Raw genomic sequence first — 17,715 nt, forward strand, 5'->3', positions numbered from 1 at the left:
TTATGATAGTAGATGAACGTATTATTACATTCATCAATTCGCTGGATACGAAAAACAGTGAAATATTAGAGGACATCGAGAGAGAGGCTCTGGCTGATAACGTGCCTATAATACGCCGTGAGATGCAGAGCTTCTTAAAGGTGCTCCTTATGGTAAAAAAACCTATGCGCGTTCTGGAAGTCGGAACTGCCGTAGGTTTCTCTGCGTTATTGATGAGTGAATATGTACCGGAAGAATGTGCGATCACAACGATTGAAAATTATGAGAAGAGAATACCGATCGCAAGACAAAATTTTGTCCGTGCAGGAAAAGAGAAGAAAATCACTTTGCTGGAAGGCGATGCGATGGATGTGCTGAAAACATTGGAAGGACCGTATGATTTTATTTTTATGGATGCGGCGAAAGGTCAGTACATTCATTATCTGCCGGAGATACTGCGTCTGCTTGCAAAGGGCGGTATCCTTGTCTCGGATAATGTGATGCAGGACGGTGATGTGATCGAGTCACGTTTCGCGGTAGAACGGCGGGATCGTACGATTCATGCGCGGATGCGGGAATATCTGTACGAATTAAAACATAACGATGCGCTTGTAACATCGATCATTCCTTTAGGAGACGGGGTGGCGCTGAGTGTGAAAAAGGAAGTCGGAACGGACATTGCGCAGTAAAGCGCAAAATTATAAGCCGCCATAAAAACAGAAAAAGAAGAAGTAGGAGAATGAAGAGAAAGATGAGCAGACATCCTGAGTTATTAATTCCGGCGAGCAGTCTGGAAGTGTTGAAAACGGCAGTTATTTTCGGAGCTGATGCGGTCTATATCGGAGGAGAAGCTTTCGGTCTTAGAGCAAAAGCGAAGAATTTTTCAACGGAAGAGATGCGAAAAGGAATTCAATTTGCCCATGAGCATGGTGTGAAAGTATATGTGACCGCTAATATTCTGGCGCACAACGATGACCTTGCCGGGGTGCGTGAGTATTTTGAAGAGTTAAAGGAAATCAAACCGGATGCACTGATCATTGCAGATCCGGGAGTATTTGAGATTGCCAAAGAGATATGCCCCGAGATAGAAAGGCATATAAGCACTCAGGCAAATAATACAAATTATGCAACCTATAATTTCTGGTATAAACAGGGGGCGAGTCGAGTCGTATCTGCCAGAGAGCTGTCGATGGAAGAGCTAAAAGAACTTCGGGCAAATATTCCGGAAGATTTGGAAATCGAGACGTTTATTCACGGGGCGATGTGTATCTCTTATTCGGGAAGATGTCTTTTGAGTAATTATTTTACGGGAAGAGATGCGAACAGAGGAGCATGTACTCATCCGTGCCGCTGGAAATATGCGGTCGTGGAAGAAAAAAGACCGGGAGAGTACCTTCCTGTTTATGAAAATGAAAGAGGAACTTACATTTTTAACTCAAAAGACCTGTGTATGATCGAACATATACCGGAGCTGATCGATGCGGGGATCGACAGTCTGAAAATCGAAGGCAGAATGAAAACCGCTCTGTATGTGGCGACAGTGGCAAGGACGTACCGAAAAGCAATCGATGACTATAAGAAAGATCCGAAGTTATATGAACAGAACATGCCCTGGTATAAAGAACAGATCTCAAATTGTACTTACCGCCAGTTTACGACCGGATTTTTCTTTGGGAAACCGGATGAGACGACACAGATCTATGACAGCAACACATACAATAAAGAGTATACTTATCTTGGCATTGTCGGGGAGATCAAAGACGGATTGTGCAGGATAGAGCAGAGAAACAAATTTTCTGTCGGGGAAACGATTGAAATTATGAAGCCGGACGGCAGAAACATAGAAGCGGAAGTGCTGCGCATCCTGAATGAAGAGGGAAAAGAGCAGGAAAGTGCGCCCCACTCGAAACAGCTGCTCTATGTTGAACTAAGTGAAATCCCGGACGTATATGATATTTTGCGAAGAAAAGAAGAGGAATCAAAATAGAAGAAAATATAAATAGAAACGGCATAGACAAAGGCGTTTATCGTATCTTTGGCTATGCCGTTTTGTAATGGAGGAAATAAGAGAGCGAAACTGTTCAAAAAGACGGTGAAATGACAAAATGATTGATAGAAAAGGAAGTAAATATGATGAAAATAGATGAAAAAAACAAAAAAAGTACATCGTAAATGAGTAAAAAATGATATAATGATAGATGGTAGTATCCTGATAATATTATGAGAAAAGGAAGGAAAAGGTTTATGGCAGGAAGAGTGATCAAAAGACTGCTCGCAGGGGTTCTTACAGTCGCCGTTGTGATACCGGGCAATTTTGTTCCGGCGCAGGCAGCGGAAGAACCGCAAGAAGACTACCTCATTTATCCGAATCCACATAAGGTGGAGTATCAGGAAGGAGATTACATTCTCGGAAAAGAATTGAATGTAATCTATGACAAAGGAATCGATGAGGCGACAAAGAACCGTCTGCAAGAGGCGGCAGACCTCAAAGGAATCGAGGTAAACGAAGCAGAGCAGCCAAAAGAAGGCGCAACCAATGTATATGTCGGTGTACATGGACAGGACGGAACGGCAGAAGATTATATTACAGAAGAATATCAGCCGGAAGACTCTTTGTTTGGAAAGACGGATTCTTACTTTCTGGCAAGTGATGAGAATGTAATATCCGTACTTGGAAAAGATGCAGATTCTGCATTTTATGGATTGACTACGCTGTATCATGTTTTTGCACAGATGGACAGCCTGACAATCAGAAACTTTGAGATCGAGGACTATGCGGACGTAGTAAGCCGTGGTTTTATTGAAGGCTATTATGGAAATCCGTGGTCTACAGAAGATCGTGTAAACTTGATGAAATGGGGTGGATATTACAAATTAAACGCGTATTTCTATGCGCCGAAAGACGACCCGAAACATCGTACACAGTGGGATCAGCTTTATACGGAAGAAGAGCTGGCAAATAAGATCAGACCGCTTGCAGAGGCGGGAAATGAATCAAAATGCCGATTTGTTTATGCCCTTCATCCGTTCCCGCAGGGCAATCATCTTCGTTTTGATGATAATTATGAAGCTGATTTGGCGAAACTTCAGGCAAAATTCAAACAGGTGATCGATCAGGGCGTACGTCAGATCGCAATCCTTGCAGACGACTTTTGGAATCCGGGCGGACCGAATGGAGTACGTCTGTTAAACGATATGACTGCATGGCTTGAAGAGGTGAAAAAGCAGTATCCTGATATGAAGATGACGATCCCTTATGTTCCGTATGACTATATGGGCAACGGAAGCAGCGCAGAACTTCAGGAGTTGAAAAAGGCTCCGGCTAATGTTCAGATCGTTATGACCGGCGGAAGAGTATGGGGAGAAGTAACAAATAACTTTACTTCTACGTTTACAAATAACGTTGGACGCGGACCGTTTATGTGGATCAACTGGCCGTGTACGGATAACTCTAAGAAACATTTGATCATGGGCGGTTATGATACGTTCCTTCATCCGGGAGTAGAGCCGTCTAAAATCCAGGGAATCATGCTTAACCCGATGCAGCAGTCGGAACCGAGCAAGGTTGCTATTTTCGGTAATGCAGATTATGCATGGAATATTTGGGAGACAAAGGAAGAGGCAGACAAGTCATGGAATGATGCATTTTCCTTTGTAGATCATAATTCGGCAATTATGAATGATGCGAGCGACGCCCTGCGTGAATTATCAAAGCATATGATCAATCAGGCGATGGATACGCGTGTAACACCTTTGCAGGAATCTGTTGTACTGAAAGAGAAGTTAAATGCATTTAAAGAAAAACTGGAAGCAGAGACTCTCACGGCGGAAGAAGTAGATGCGGTAATCGCAGAGTTTGAAGTGCTTCAAAAAGCTTCAAAGACATATCGTGCAGGCGGAAACGAGGCGATCAAAGGTCAGATCGTATATTGGCTGAACTGCTGGGATGACACGACAGAAGCGGCGATCGCATACTTAAACGGCGTAAAGAGCGCTCTGGCAGGAGACGTATCTTCTGTGATCAGCTATAATACAGCAGGAAAGACGGCGTTCGACCGTTCAAAAACATATGACTTTTTATATGTGGATCATCAGGAATATGCCGAGGTCGGCGTACAGCACATTGTTCCGTTTATCAATACATTGGCAGAGTATGTATCTGCAAAAGCGGAAACAGCGGTCAATCCCGACAAAGTGATCCCAAAATTCATTACAAGCAGAAAAGACGCGCCGACAGGTTCTAAAGAAAATATTTTTGACGGCGACGAGTCTACAAGTGCAGTTTACAAAACGCCGAATTCATTGTCGAAAGATGATTATATCGGTGTAGAATACAACAAAGTAATCGATATTGACAGCATTCGTTTCCTTCTCGGAGGCGGAAAAGATCATTTTGAACATGCAAAACTGCAGTATATGACAGAAGAAGGAACATGGGAAGATCTGACGTTGACAGGCATGGAAAACAATTTTGCCGGAGAATTCGGTAAAGTTCAGGACATCAATGTAAAAGAAGCAAATCTTCCGAGTGATCTGAAAGCAAAAGGAATCCGCCTCATTGCGACAGCGGCAAATGTAAATGACTGCTGGCTTGAGGTACGCGAAATCCAGATCAACAAAAAAGAAGAAGTTTCCGAAGATACAGAGCGTTACACAGGAGATGTGACGTTCAGCGGTATTTCCACACAGGGAAATGATCATACGGCGGCAAAAATGTTTGACGGAGATCTGTCTACAGAAATGTGGATCGCTAAAGGACCGTACAGCGGTGAAGGAAAAGATACGATCGCGGCAGACGCTTATATCCAGATTACCTTCCCGGAAGCGAAGCAGATCGGAAGCATAAGAATGACACAGGGCAAAACTTCTTCTGCGGATGTGTTTAAAAAAGTAGAAATACAGTATAGCACAGACGGACAGAGCGGTTGGAAAAAGGCAGGAGAGTTTACGAACGCGAAAGATCAGACAGTAAACATTAACGTAACTGACAAGATCAGAGGAATCCGTCTTGTGAATAAAGAGCAGACGGCAGGCTGGGTACGCATCGGTGAATTAGATATCCGCGCGCCGAAGAATATGACGACTCCGATCACATACAAAGTGATCAAGACGGAGCGTTGGAAAGTAGCGCAAGGGAAAGAAACGAGTCTTTATGACGGAGATGACAATACATTCGTATGGTACGATCCTGATGGAGACGGAAATTCAACAAGTGACTCTGTTCTGAAAGATGATTTCTTAGGATATGACCTCGGAACAGAAGCTGTATTGGAAAGCGCTCATATCGTAGTCGGACATACAGGCGGAGACAAGCTTGTAAAATATGCGGTTGAGACGTCTGTAGATAACAGCACATGGACTCCGGCAGAAGGATATGCAGAGTATACTGGAGCGGCAGAAGGAAAAGACGTACTGAACATTGATCTGAAAGGTGTGACGGCGCGTTACATCCGTATCCGCAATCTGGAGAAGAAACCTACGTGGGCAAAATTCTCTGAGTTTACTGTAAAACAGAAAGTTGATCAGACAGGAACAACAGAGAATATTTATACAAATGTAAAGGATCACGGAATGCTCGGAACGACAGAAGCAGGTATGTCTTCTTTGCAGCCGGGAACGATCAGTCTGAAAAAAGATCAGTATATCGGTGTTGACTTAAAGAACATCAAAGCGATCGAAAACATTGCAGTGAACGCAGGAGAAAATGCGAATGTGAAACTGCAAAGCTCTATGAACGGAGTGATCTGGACTGATGTTAATGCAGGAGCATTGGAAGATGCAAGATATGTAAGACTTTACAATGCGGGAAATGAGACACAAAATGTTTCGGTTCAAGAATTCAAAGTGACGTATGCGTTTATCGGAGAGAAAACGGTAGAAAGTGATTTTGCTCAGAAAGATTCGGCAAACGATATGCGAAGCAACGGACAAGTCGGAAATGTATTCGACGGAAAGCTTAATACGCTTGGCAAGATCACAGGAACACAGGATGCAGGGAAAAAGATCGTATTCGATCTCGGACAGACTGTGAATTTTGAATCGTTCAGATACTATGTAAAAGAGACATGTCTTGACTTCTTAAGACATGCAAAATTTGAAGTAGCTGACAGGAAAGATGCCACAGACGATCAGTGGACAAAGATCCTTGAAGTCGGAAACGCAGAGGCTGTGCAGATGTCGGCTAATGCGACAGCGAAAGATGCAGACTATCTGCTTCATGATACTACAAATCCGGGAAATATGTATGCAGAGGCAACCGGATTGAATGTGTCGGGACGTTACTTAAGAATCGTACCGCTTACAACATATACAGAGAGATGGGTTGAGCTGTACGAGCTTCAGATCAACGGCGGAGCTTATATGACGACAGAGTCAAACCGCGACATCATATCAGAAACAGCGGAAGAAGCGGGCAAGATCCCGTCTAATGTATTTGACGGAAACTTTGCGACAACATACAAACCATCTGCGGCAAACGGTTCGTTTACATATCGCATCAGTGAGCCGGATCAGAGAACGATCCGTATCATACAGAACGGAAAGGCGTCGAATGCAGATGTACAGGCAGTTCTCTATAAAGACGGAGCAAAACAAGAAGCAGCTGCGATCGGAAAGCTGAATCAGACGATCAATGAATTTGCGGTTGGAAAAGACAGTCAGATTCTGGAAGTTATCGTGACATGGGCAGAAGACATTCCGGAGATTTCTATTATAAAGACAAGTGAAAAGGAAAAAGCAGCGGTCAATAAAGATGCGCTGAATGAGGCAATCAAAAAGCCGATCGACGATAAGTGGACTGCAGACAGCAAACGGGCGGCAGAAGAAGCAAAAGCAGCGGCAGAAGAGATCGCGGCAAATGAGTACGTGACTCAGGAAGTTGTAGATCTGGCAGAAAAAGCGCTTCTTGCCGCACACAAAAACGCGGTTGTCAAAGGCGATGTTACTGCATTGGAAAACGCTTTGAACAACATGAAAGCAGGCAAAGAAAACGTCGGAGCAGAGGAAGCTCCTGTTTATGTAGAGATCTATTCGGCGAGAACTTATGCGGCATATGAGTCGGTGATGAATGAGATCAGAGAGGCGTTAAAGGATAAAGAAAATGTTTCGGAGAAAGAAGCGCAAGATCTGACGGCAAAACTTGAAAAAGCCGAAAAAGCACTAGTATATTCATCGATCCAGAGAGAGCTGGCAGAAACAGAGTTAGAAAACGCAGTAAAATATAATAAAGACGACTATACAACTGTTTCTTACAAAGCATATACAGACGCGAAATCAGCATTAGATGCGATTGTGAAAGCAGATAAGACAGAGCGGAAGAACCCGAAAGAAGTCTATACTGCACGAAATACTTTTGCGCAGACAGAAGAAGGTCTTGTCAATGTAGCCGCATTGAAAGCAAAACTTGCAGAAGTTGGAAAACTGGATGAGAATCTTTATACGAAAGACAGTTGGAAAGAGCTTCAAGATGCAGTGAAGAATGCAGAGGCTTATCTGGAAAACGGAACAAAAGATCAGGTAGATAAAGCGGTTTCCGATCTGGAAAATGCAGTGAATGGTCTGGTAGAAAAAACAGAAGTAACTGTAGATGATGTCATTGCAGAAATGGAAAAAATAAACGGCAAAGATTACACTGAAGTAAGTTTCGGCGCACTTCAGGATGCGATCAGCAAAGCAAAAGCAGATAAAGATCAGAACGATCCGGCATTAGATCAGGCGAATATCACTGCAATGAAAGAAGCGAAAGCGGCGCTTGTAAGTATCGTAGATTTGAAGGCTGCTCTTAATGAAGCTGCTCAGCATAAAGCAGGTACTTATACGGTAAGTTCTTATAAGCTTTTGAAAGATGCTGTGACAAATGCAGAGCCGTTGAAAGTAAACGGTACAAAAGAAGAGGTTGCCAATGCGGCGGCTGCAATCCGTGCGGCGATCAAGGGTCTGGACAAACGTGCAGTTGGTTTGGATGAGTACAGAGACTCTATCGTATTGAAGAAACCGGAAGGTTATACAGAAGAAAGCTATGCGGCATATAAAAATGCATATGATGCGCTGATGGCTCTGGATTCAAAGGAGACAACGGCAGAAATGTTTGCAAATGCGAAATCTGCATTTGAAGCTGCACAGGCAGGTCTTGTACAGAAACCGGGAAGCAACGGAACAGGAAGTTCTTCAAACGGAACTGTTTCAAACGGAGCAGTTGCAACTGGAGATACAGTGAATGTTTCAGCATTAGCCGGATTATTCCTGTCACTCTTGATGATAGCGGCATTTATGAAACGTAAAACTTTTCTGGGATTTTTTGAAAAAGATGAATAAGATTTAAAACAGGTTCACATGATAATATTAAAAGATATAAGATGACCTGGAGTTAAGAATCGCCGGATCCGGCAGTAAAGCCGGATTCGGCGATTCTTTTGCGAAGGCGGTAAGCCAAAGGGCGGGAAAGCCCGGAAACTTGACGACCGATCGATATCTGTTTATATATTTTTGAACCGCTGTTTTGAATAACAGATGACGGTGTAGCTTAAAGAAATATCTCGGCCTTTTTATCACTCTGACAGACCTTTGTTAATTTCTTTGCTGCCATATTCAACTTAAAAGCGCTGACATATCTGGCTTTCTGTTTGCAGAAGCGGACACATTTCATACATCCGATACATTTATCGTGATCTGTCTTTTTCGGATTATCAAGAGAGATTGCTCCTGCCGGACAGATCTTTGCGCAGGCGCTGCATTCTGTACAAAGGGAAACGTCGGCTTTCGGAAAAAGTACGTTTTTTCCGTATTTTCTGTAAGGAGTATTTCCCGGTACTTTCAGATCGAAAGAAGCGAAAGAATCTTCTTTTTTAATGATCCGATTCAGTGAAATTCCGTATTCGGAAGCTTCTTTTAAATCCGCCTTGTTCGGACGTCTTGCGCCGATAGAGTTCACGATAGAGTGTTCTGCCGGAAATGCGGCAGCTCCGATTACTTTGAATCCTCTTTTTTCTACTTCGGTCTTTAATTCTAAAAGTGCATCCTCGTATTCGCGGCATCCGTATGTAGCGACAAGAGCGGCAGGTGTTCCGTTTCCGGAAAAGAGATCAAGATATTTGAGAAAGAGCGCCGGAACACGACCGTAGTATACGGGGATCGCAAACAGGGCAAAATCGTTTGGCGCAAATTTTGCGACAGGTTTCAGATCTTTTTTGATCGTAAGGTCAAAAGAGACTGATTTTAAATCGATACTTCTTGCCGTTTCCATAACGACTTTATGGGTCGTTCCTGTAGGGCTGAAATAAATAAGTTTTAATTCGTTCATTTTCATAAATCAACAGACTCCTTTGTAAGTAATATTACAATGATATCATAATACGGATAAAAATGCACGAAGAAATAAATATAGAATATCGAACAAAAGCAATAGTTCAGTCCCCGCCATTCGTAAATTTTGTTTGACCGGAAGGATGGAAAAATATACTATAAATATAGCAGCAGTTATTTATAAGGAGGAATACGATTATGAGATGTCAATATTGCGGAAGAAAAATTCCTGATGATTCTGCATTTTGTCCGGAATGTGGACAGCGTCAGGAAGAGCTATCGTTTCATGCAGAGTCAAGTTTTGATTCAACACAGGAATCAAAGCCGAAAGTTTGTCCGGTATGCGGTACTGTGATGGAAGAGGGAACTTTGTTTTGCCCTGAATGTGGTACGCCTTATGCACGGTCAGAGCAGCAGAGTGGTACGCGGTTTGAGGATACTGAGGAAATGCCGTATATATCGTCTCCGGAAGACTCTGAAGAGTTGTTAAAGGTGCGGGATGAAGAAGAGTTTGAAGAGTTCGGATCACAAAGAGACGGTCGGGGTGACATGGGCAATCAAGGAAATGTGCCGGATATGCGGCAGTCTTTGGATGAGTCTTATGGGAAGAAAAAGAGCAAAGCGCCGATTATAATCGGTGTGGTCATCGGAGGAATTGTTTTAGTTGCTATAGTGATTGCTGTGTTGTTTTTCGTTTTGAAAAAAGAAGATCCGAAACCGTCTTCTGATTCCGTCAACACGGATATTACAGAACCGTCGGAAAATGAGATTTTGAATGATGTAGATTATAACCTGCTTGATGAAGATGAGTTATTCTTTGAAGGCTTTATTAAAAAGACAGAAAATGGCGATTATGTTCTGCGCTTGGAAGAAGAATATACTTTTTACGGAGAAGATTTTTACGGTGAAAAAGTTTTGCTGGAAGATGCGAGAAACGTATATATCGATCAATCTGTTCTTCCGGAAGGAATGCTCGACAGCATTAAATCTAATCAGACGATAGAGATAGAAGGACAATTTTATTTTGACAACGATAAGCTTTATATAACACCGTTTGTAATTTGGGATGAATATGGGGAAAACCTGATAGAAGATTTTGAAAAATCAAAAGAGGAGGATGAAGTTTTAAATAAAGATTATATTCTTCCGCAGAGCGCTTCTTATCTTTTAACTGAAAGCGATATTGAAGGCTTGGATATCCGCGAGATTAATTATGCCAAAAATGAAATCTATGCGAGGCATGGCCGGCTTTTCCAATCGGCTGAACTGCAGAATTATTTTAATAGTAAGAAATGGTATCACGGTACGGTCAGTCCGGAAGAATTTAACAATTCGATGCTTTCTGAAATTGAACGGAAAAATGCAGATTTTCTGGCTCAGGTCGAGTTTGGTATGGATCCGAAAGGATATCAGTTGGATGCAGAGTAATTGTTAAAGGAGCATAATTATGAAAAAAGGGGTTACATTTTTTGTATTTATCTGTCTTCTTGTTTTCGATGTTTCGGCGTGCGGCAGGGAAAATGTTTCCGATCCTTCAGAAGGAAAGAAAGCTTCGGCTGAGAATCCCAAAACTACTGATCGGTCATCAGAAGAATCGGAACAAACATCGGAACAAACATCGGAACAAACGGAGGCGTCTGTGAGCGCAGAGGAACATTCAGGACAAACTGACATACAAAAACCGGTAAAAAAAGATATTTTGATCGCGATAGATCCCGGGCATCAAAGCCCGGATATAGATATGAGCGGGCAAGAGCCAAATGCTCCTGGGTCAGGTGATTTTAAACAAAAATCTGCCGGCGGTACTGTCGGCAGATTCACCGGGATACCGGAATATGAACTTAATCTTGAAATCGCATTGATGCTTCGAGATCGTCTGACGGAACAAGGGTATGATGTAATCCTGACGCGGGAAAATAACGAAACAGCTATAAGCAATGCGGAACGAGCCTGTCTTGCAAATGATGCAGGGGCGGAGTTTTCTTTGAGAATTCATGCAAATGGAAGTGAAGATCCATCGGTAAACGGTGCGATGGCTCTGATCGGTTCTGCTGAAAATCCTTATGTAGGCGGAGTTTACGAAGAGAGTTATCGTTTGGCGGAAATGATTTTAAATTGTTATTGCAGTGCGAGTGGAATGCAGAATCTCGGGATTCGGTGTAATGATACGATGACAGGGATCAACTGGAGTCAGATACCGGTTGTGATATTAGAAATGGGATTTATGACGAATCAACAAGATGATACAAACATGTCGGATGCCACCTATCGAGAGTTGATGGTCGATGGGATTGTAGATGGGATCAATGCATATTACGGGTTTTGAGTTCTTTAGATATTTTTATGTGACGGAGTAAAAATAAGTATGAGGCGAAAAGTTTTCAGATACAGTTTCTTATGCGCGCTCTTGTTTGTTTTTGTGACGGCGGTTTTTATGTTCACTGCCTGCGGCAAGGAAGAAACTGTAAAAGAAAAGGAAGAGAACAAAAAAGAAAACAAAAAAGAAAACAAGGAAGAGATTGTGATTAAAAAAGATGATATTGAAGATACAGAAGAAGTCGGATCATCCGATCCGGAACTAGAAGAGGAAGCCGCGTTTCCTATTTTAAATGACTTAATTGATCGGATACAGTTGACGGCGGCGCCGCTTGAAAGTACCGGAGCTTCGGTTTCTGTATATGCAGAAAATCTTTCTGACGGAGCGAGGGCATCGATCAACAGCAGTCAGATGCCAGCGGCAAGTTTGATCAAGCTTTATATTGCGGGATGTGTATACGAACAGATGGATTTTGTGAAAGAACAGGAGGTTTACGCAGGAGAAACAGAAGAACTTTTGCGTTTGATGATTACGGTAAGCGACAATGACGCGGCAAATGAGCTTGTTCGTAAGCTTGGTTTTGGGGATGCTTCGGCGGGAATGGAAGTTGTGAATGAGTTTTGTCGGTTGCACGGTTTTGCAGATACTCATATGGGAAGGCTGCTTCTTGCACCGAATGATATGGATGATAATTATACTTCTGTCAACGACTGCGGAAAGTTTCTGCGGGAAATGAACGGAAATGTGCTGGTTGGATCAGAAAAACTTCTTGATCTGATGCGGCAGCAGGAACGTACGGGGAAGATCCCGGCAGGAGTGCCGGAAAATATTGAGACTGCAAATAAGACGGGGGAACTTTCCGATGTGGAAAATGACGCGGCAATTATATTTGGGGAAAACGGAGCATATACAGTTTGTGTGATGATGAGCGGTTTATCTGATACTTCTGCCGCAAGATCTGTTATCCGAGAGATTTCGGCGCAGATTTATGAGTATATGTGTCCGTGACAGGAATATTTTGATTTTGACTGCGGGATATTATTTTCGGATATATATTAGGAAATGGTAAAAAGAGATTGTAAAGAGATTGTGAAAAGATTATAGGAGAAATAAAAAAGGTTCTGACCGAATTTTATGTTTGACTTGTATCTGAAGTTTCAGGATGCAGATCGTTCGGGCAGAACCTTTTATTATAATGTTAAATGATTAAATTAATCCGTTGTAACGATTGTATGCCATACAGATGCTGTTTGTATTTTTAATAATGATATTCATTGCAATAAACGGTCCGATGAAACAGAGGAAAGAGCCAAAGAAAAGCCATAATAAAATAGTAGTACCGTTTTCTGTAAATGACAGACCGTAACGAGGTGCGTTTGCTGCAAGGCGGTTTCCGAGAGAATACTGCCACCACCAACTGTAAATTCCGCAAGTGAGGATGGAAAGCAGGATGAACTGTACTAATCCGCCTGTTGATTTTCCGTCTCCGGCACAAGCAGTATTAACATCGCGGGCAACTGTGTATATAAAGTAATAACTGTAAATTCCGCATGTAAGAATCGAAAGAACGATATAACCGAGCAGTCCGCGGTCGGTTTTCAGTGGCGTAACACCCGATCCTGAATAGTTCGGACCGGAACTTTGATAGTTGTAATTTGGTCCCTGGTTATTATAGTTTGTACCCTGGTTGTTGTAGTTTGGTCCCTGGTTATTGTAGTTTGTTCCTTGATTGTTGTAGTTTGTACCCATGTTCTGCCCCTCATAGTTTGTACTGCCGGCTTGTGATTCGCAGTTTGTCTTGCTGTTTTGATTCATATGATCTGTTCCGGCGTTTTGATAGTTGGTTTTTTTATTTGTATTGCCCTGTGCTGTTTCGGATGTCTGACTGCTGCGGGCAGATCCGCCGATGACTCCTGTGATATTTGATAAATCCGGTGTCGATCCTGAGAGATGCAGGAGTGTATAAGTGATGCCGACAACCGCCGCCATAATGGTTAACGTTAATAATAAAGAAGATAAGATCCAGAAAAATGTATCAAAAGAAAAATAATATCTGAAGCTTCGGAACATAGATGTAATAAATTCAATGATTCCGCACAGCGCTATGATTGCCGCTAATCCGCTTAAGATTACGAAAAATGTTTTGATCCTCTGTTTTTCTTTTGAAAGTGCGATCATTACCAATACTGCCGCTATTCCTGCATAACATACCATGTTAAGAAGATTTCCCAGACCTTGCATGATGAGGCTGTAAGAAAAATTCTGAATGCCTGAGAGTAGATTGCGGAAAGCCATAACGAAGCAGAGTGCTGCTAAAATGAAAAAGCCGATCTGTAAAAATTTCTTCGTCTCATCTAAGTCGCCTGCTGATGCTGTTTGAAAGCGGTCTTCTGTATTGTTTTTAAAAGTTTCTCTGTCTGTTTCTGGTGTTTTGCTTGTTTTTGTACCGTAAGCTGTTTCTGCGTTTTTGTTTGCTTCTGTACCGTAAGCTGTTTCTGAGTTTTTGTTTGTTTCTGTACCGTAAGCTGTTTCGGCGTTTGTGTTCGCAGTGGTTTCATAAGCTGTTTCTGCTGTTTTGTTTTCAGCAGAATTATGCGGCGGCTCAGTTTTGCTGCCGCAATACGGACAAAACTTTGCGGTGTCTGAGATTTCTCTTCCGCATGTCTTGCATTGCATATAAAAGCCCTCCTCGTTTCCTTTATTTTTTTGTAAAGAGTTGAGAAATCAATGAAAAAATCGCTCCCTTTTCCGGCTGAAAGACAACGATGGAATCGGCCGTATCCAACATTCGTAAGATGTATACTGCCCCAAATAGTACACAGGCAGTTATAAGTAAGATCTTCTGTATCTTTTTTGGTATCTTATCCCAAAAGAGAAACAGCATAATTCCTATCGGTAATATCCAAAAAAGCGGATGGTATCGGAAAGCTCCGGTGAAGTCCATACGGAGTACACAAAACCATGCTCTCGACATTCCGCAGCCGGCACAGGAAATTCCGGTCAGGAAAAGAATCGGACAGGTAATTCCAAATACCGATTCTAAAATAAGATAAAACACTGCGATTGTAAAAAGTGCGCTTATATTCTGCCGTTTTTTCATATTGGTTTCTCCCTTATTTTTCTAGTTTACAATAGGTGAAAAATATTGTCAATCTGTGTACATAATTGTGGACGCACAATCAGGATATGGCTTTGGAAGAAGTTGATTTTCCTCATATTTTGTATTATTGTAGATAATACAAAATAAAGTATGAGATCGTATCAAAAAAAGGGAAGATCTTGCCGGTTTGTATGATCGGAACTTTGCAGGAACGGAGGGATGACAGATGATGATGTTTGTTATTTTTTTGATCGTGAATGTAGGTACAATCGGTATTTTTTACGGTGTTTACGGAACGAAACGTAAGTATGAGGAAGGGATGCTTATGGGAGTGCATTTGCCGGGTTCGGCGGCTGAAAGCGAAGAAGTAAAAATGCTTATGAAAAAATACCGTACATGGACAAAATGGTTTTATACTTTGAACTTGCTGGCAGGAATTGCGGTATGCGGATTTTGCTTCTGGTATATTTCGGTCTTTATGATCGTGTGGAGTATATGGCTTGTGGAGGTGTGCATCGGAGCGATTCTTCTATTATATAGAACGCACAGAAAACTGTATGATCTGAAGATGAAAAACGGTTGGATCGGGAGTAATGGAAGCAAGATTATGACTGCGGATTCGGCAGTTGATGCAACAGTGTCTGCACAATCGGAGAAAATGGGAATGTCTCCGTTGTGGCATATTTTGTTTTGCGGATTGATCGTCCTGCCATGTTTATTACCGCAAGTGAGACTATATTTAAAAGAGTCGGAAGATGGATGGATCTTATTTTTGTGCGGATTTGCAGTTAATCTTGTGTTTGCTGCTGTACATGCGGTTATATTGCGAACGCGCAATACGGTGTACAGTGAAGATGTTAAGATGAATCTGGCGGTGAACCGGTTGCAGAAAAATGTTTGGTCATGGTCACTGATAGCCGGAAGTCTTTTTAATACCGGAGCGTATCTTTGGGTAACATATTTTATGGATGAGAAGATGTGGATCGGATCAGAAGTATATATTGTATACATTATACTTGAAAGTGTTCCGATTTTCATTTTTATGAGCGGAGTATTTTATATAAAGAAAAAAAGAAACCGGATTCTGCAGAATAATGAAACTTTGCATTATGTTGATGATGATATTTATTGGAAAAACGGATGGTACAGTAATCCGAATGATAAACGGCTGATCGTGCAGGATTGGGCGTGTTCTTTTAACTATACGACGAATATGGCGCGTCCGGCAGGGAAAATTTCGTTTGCGGCAGGGATAGTCATTACGATAGTATGTCTTCTGTGGGTGTGTGTGCTGATGTTTCGGATTGATTTTACTCCGATAAAAGTTTCTGTCGGATCTGATAAAATCGAGATTACATCCGGCTATTCCGATATGGAAATTGATATTGATGAAGTGCAAAGCGCAGAACTTTTACCAAAGCTTCCGAATGATGAATACAAACGAGTAAATGGATCTGATGATGGTCAAAAGAAAATCGGGAAATTCAGAGGAAAGAAGACTGGAAAATGCAGAATGTATATTTATGTAGAGTGTACACCGATTTTGCAGATAAATACTTCAGATGAAATCATATTTATTAATAGTAAAGAAAAGGGCGCGGCAGAGAAATGGTATGAGAAGATTGTACAAGAAAAAAACAGAGTGCACTCTTGATTTTTAAAAACGGCGGTATTATAATGTCTTAAAGAAAGAAGTGATTGTTTTCTAAAATGGAGGAATGGAGGCGCTTTATTATGGAAAAGAAAAATCTTGACTGGGCAAATATAGGATTTGAATATGTACAGACAGATAAGAGATATGTTGCAAATTATAAAGACGGAAAATGGGATGAGGGAACGCTTACAGAGGATGCTAACATTGTAATGAATGAATGTGCCGGAGTGCTTCAATATGCACAGACTGTATTTGAGGGAATGAAAGCGTATACGACAGAAGATGGACGTATCGTTACCTTTCGCCCGGATCTGAATGCGGCGCGCATGGTGGATTCGGCAAAACGTTTGGAAATGCCGGTCTTTCCGGAAGACCGATTTGTTGATGCAATCGTGCAGACGGTTCAGGCAAATGCCGCTTATGTTCCGCCTTATGGTTCAGGCGCTTCATTATATATCAGACCATATATGTTTGGGATTAATCCTGTAATCGGAGTAAAGCCTGCAGATGAATATCAGTTCAGAGTGTTTACAACACCTGTAGGTCCGTATTTTAAAGGTGGTGCAAAACCGATTACGATCTGTGTATCTGATTTTGACCGGGCAGCTCCTCACGGAACGGGGCATATTAAGGCGGGGCTTAATTATGCAATGAGTCTTCATGCGATTGTTACGGCTCATGCAAACGGATTTGATGAAAACATGTATCTTGATTCGGCAACGAGAACAAAAGTGGAAGAAACGGGAGGCGCAAACTTTATTTTCGTAACAAAAGATAATAAAATTGTAACACCTCATTCAGATACGATTCTTCCGTCTATTACAAGAAGATCTATTATGTATGTAGCAGAACATTATCTTGGTCTTGAAGTGGAAGAAAGAGACGTTTATTTTGATGAAGTAAAAGATTTTGCAGAGTGTGGTCTGTGCGGAACGGCAGCAGTAATTTCGCCTGTCGGAAAAGTGGTAGATCATGGTAACGAAATCTGTTTCCCAAGCGGAATGGAGAAAATGGGACCAATCACACAGAAATTGTATGAGACGTTGACAGGAATCCAGATGGGACATATCGAGGCACCGGAAGGATGGCTGAAAGTAATCGAATGACAGAAAGTGCAGTATAAAAAGCAATTTGAAAATAGTATAGAAGACAGTATAAAGAAAAGTAATATAAGTAATGATTGAAATATAAAAACAGTTCCGCGACCGGGAATCCCTGAAGCGGGCTGTTTTTATGCTATAGGAAATTTCGATTTCCTACAGAACAAAACCCTCCGGGCTCGTCCGAGAACTTGGTAACTGCTTATAATTCCAGAAGATGCCTTTTGGCACTTCCGGTGATTCGCTTGTTTTTAGGGCAGCAGCT

Annotated in this window: 11 protein-coding genes; 8 read left to right on the top strand and 3 right to left on the bottom strand. The window is 41.9% G+C overall.

Translation table 11 applies throughout. The features are described from left to right. Positions 1 to 2 precede the first annotated feature (2 nt). From RUMTOR_RS11480 to RUMTOR_RS11490, 3 genes are all read left to right on the top strand, one after another. A complete protein-coding gene (locus RUMTOR_RS11480; protein WP_004848095.1) occupies positions 3 to 668 on the top strand; it encodes an O-methyltransferase in 666 nt (221 codons plus the stop codon). Between the two features lie 62 nt (positions 669 to 730). Further along, the gene (locus RUMTOR_RS11485) at positions 731 to 1,966 is read left to right on the top strand and encodes a peptidase U32 family protein (protein WP_009243253.1); all 1,236 of its coding nucleotides are present in this window, start codon (positions 731 to 733) and stop codon (positions 1,964 to 1,966) included. A 257-nt stretch (positions 1,967 to 2,223) separates the two neighbouring features. Next, positions 2,224 to 8,292, top strand: a complete 6,069-nt coding sequence (locus RUMTOR_RS11490) for a beta-N-acetylglucosaminidase domain-containing protein (protein WP_044998279.1) — start codon at positions 2,224 to 2,226, stop codon at positions 8,290 to 8,292. Positions 8,293 to 8,500: 208 nt separating this feature from the next. Here RUMTOR_RS11490 and RUMTOR_RS11495 read toward each other — a convergent pair whose 3' ends face one another. Continuing rightward, positions 8,501 to 9,283, bottom strand: a complete 783-nt coding sequence (locus tag RUMTOR_RS11495) for an EFR1 family ferrodoxin (protein WP_004848102.1) — start codon at positions 9,281 to 9,283, stop codon at positions 8,501 to 8,503. A 194-nt stretch (positions 9,284 to 9,477) separates the two neighbouring features. Here RUMTOR_RS11495 and RUMTOR_RS11500 point away from each other — a divergent pair, with 194 nt between their 5' ends. Genes RUMTOR_RS11500 through RUMTOR_RS11510 form a run of 3 tightly spaced genes read left to right on the top strand, consistent with a single transcriptional unit; the run spans position 9,478 to position 12,604 of the window. Further along, positions 9,478 to 10,707 (top strand): YARHG domain-containing protein, encoded by a 1,230-nt coding sequence (locus RUMTOR_RS11500; RefSeq protein WP_004848105.1) that lies wholly within the window; start codon positions 9,478 to 9,480, stop codon positions 10,705 to 10,707. A 19-nt stretch (positions 10,708 to 10,726) separates the two neighbouring features. Then, the gene (locus RUMTOR_RS11505) at positions 10,727 to 11,605 is read left to right on the top strand and encodes an N-acetylmuramoyl-L-alanine amidase (RefSeq protein ID WP_004848106.1); all 879 of its coding nucleotides are present in this window, start codon (positions 10,727 to 10,729) and stop codon (positions 11,603 to 11,605) included. 39 nt (positions 11,606 to 11,644) lie between these two features. Continuing rightward, positions 11,645 to 12,604: a serine hydrolase gene (locus RUMTOR_RS11510; protein WP_004848108.1), complete on the top strand. Its 960-nt coding sequence runs from the start codon at positions 11,645 to 11,647 to the stop codon at positions 12,602 to 12,604. Positions 12,605 to 12,802: 198 nt separating this feature from the next. On the opposite strand, the gene RUMTOR_RS11515 is transcribed toward RUMTOR_RS11510, so the two are convergent. Next, positions 12,803 to 14,272, bottom strand: a complete 1,470-nt coding sequence (locus tag RUMTOR_RS11515) for a DUF4234 domain-containing protein (protein ID WP_004848109.1) — start codon at positions 14,270 to 14,272, stop codon at positions 12,803 to 12,805. A 22-nt stretch (positions 14,273 to 14,294) separates the two neighbouring features. Further along, a complete protein-coding gene (locus RUMTOR_RS13950; protein ID WP_004848110.1) occupies positions 14,295 to 14,696 on the bottom strand; it encodes a DUF2752 domain-containing protein in 402 nt (133 codons plus the stop codon). A gap of 226 nt (positions 14,697 to 14,922) precedes the next feature. On the opposite strand from RUMTOR_RS13950, the gene RUMTOR_RS11525 reads away from it, so the two are divergent. Together RUMTOR_RS11525 and RUMTOR_RS11530 are read left to right on the top strand one after the other, a co-directional pair. Continuing rightward, positions 14,923 to 16,350, top strand: a complete 1,428-nt coding sequence (locus RUMTOR_RS11525) for a hypothetical protein (RefSeq protein WP_004848111.1) — start codon at positions 14,923 to 14,925, stop codon at positions 16,348 to 16,350. An 80-nt stretch (positions 16,351 to 16,430) separates the two neighbouring features. Beyond that, positions 16,431 to 17,456, top strand: a complete 1,026-nt coding sequence (locus tag RUMTOR_RS11530; protein WP_009243246.1) for a branched-chain amino acid aminotransferase — start codon at positions 16,431 to 16,433, stop codon at positions 17,454 to 17,456. Positions 17,457 to 17,715: the final 259 nt, after the last annotated feature.

The sequence above is a fragment of the [Ruminococcus] torques ATCC 27756 genome (assembly GCF_000153925.1).
Lineage (GTDB): Bacteria > Bacillota > Clostridia > Lachnospirales > Lachnospiraceae > Mediterraneibacter > Mediterraneibacter torques.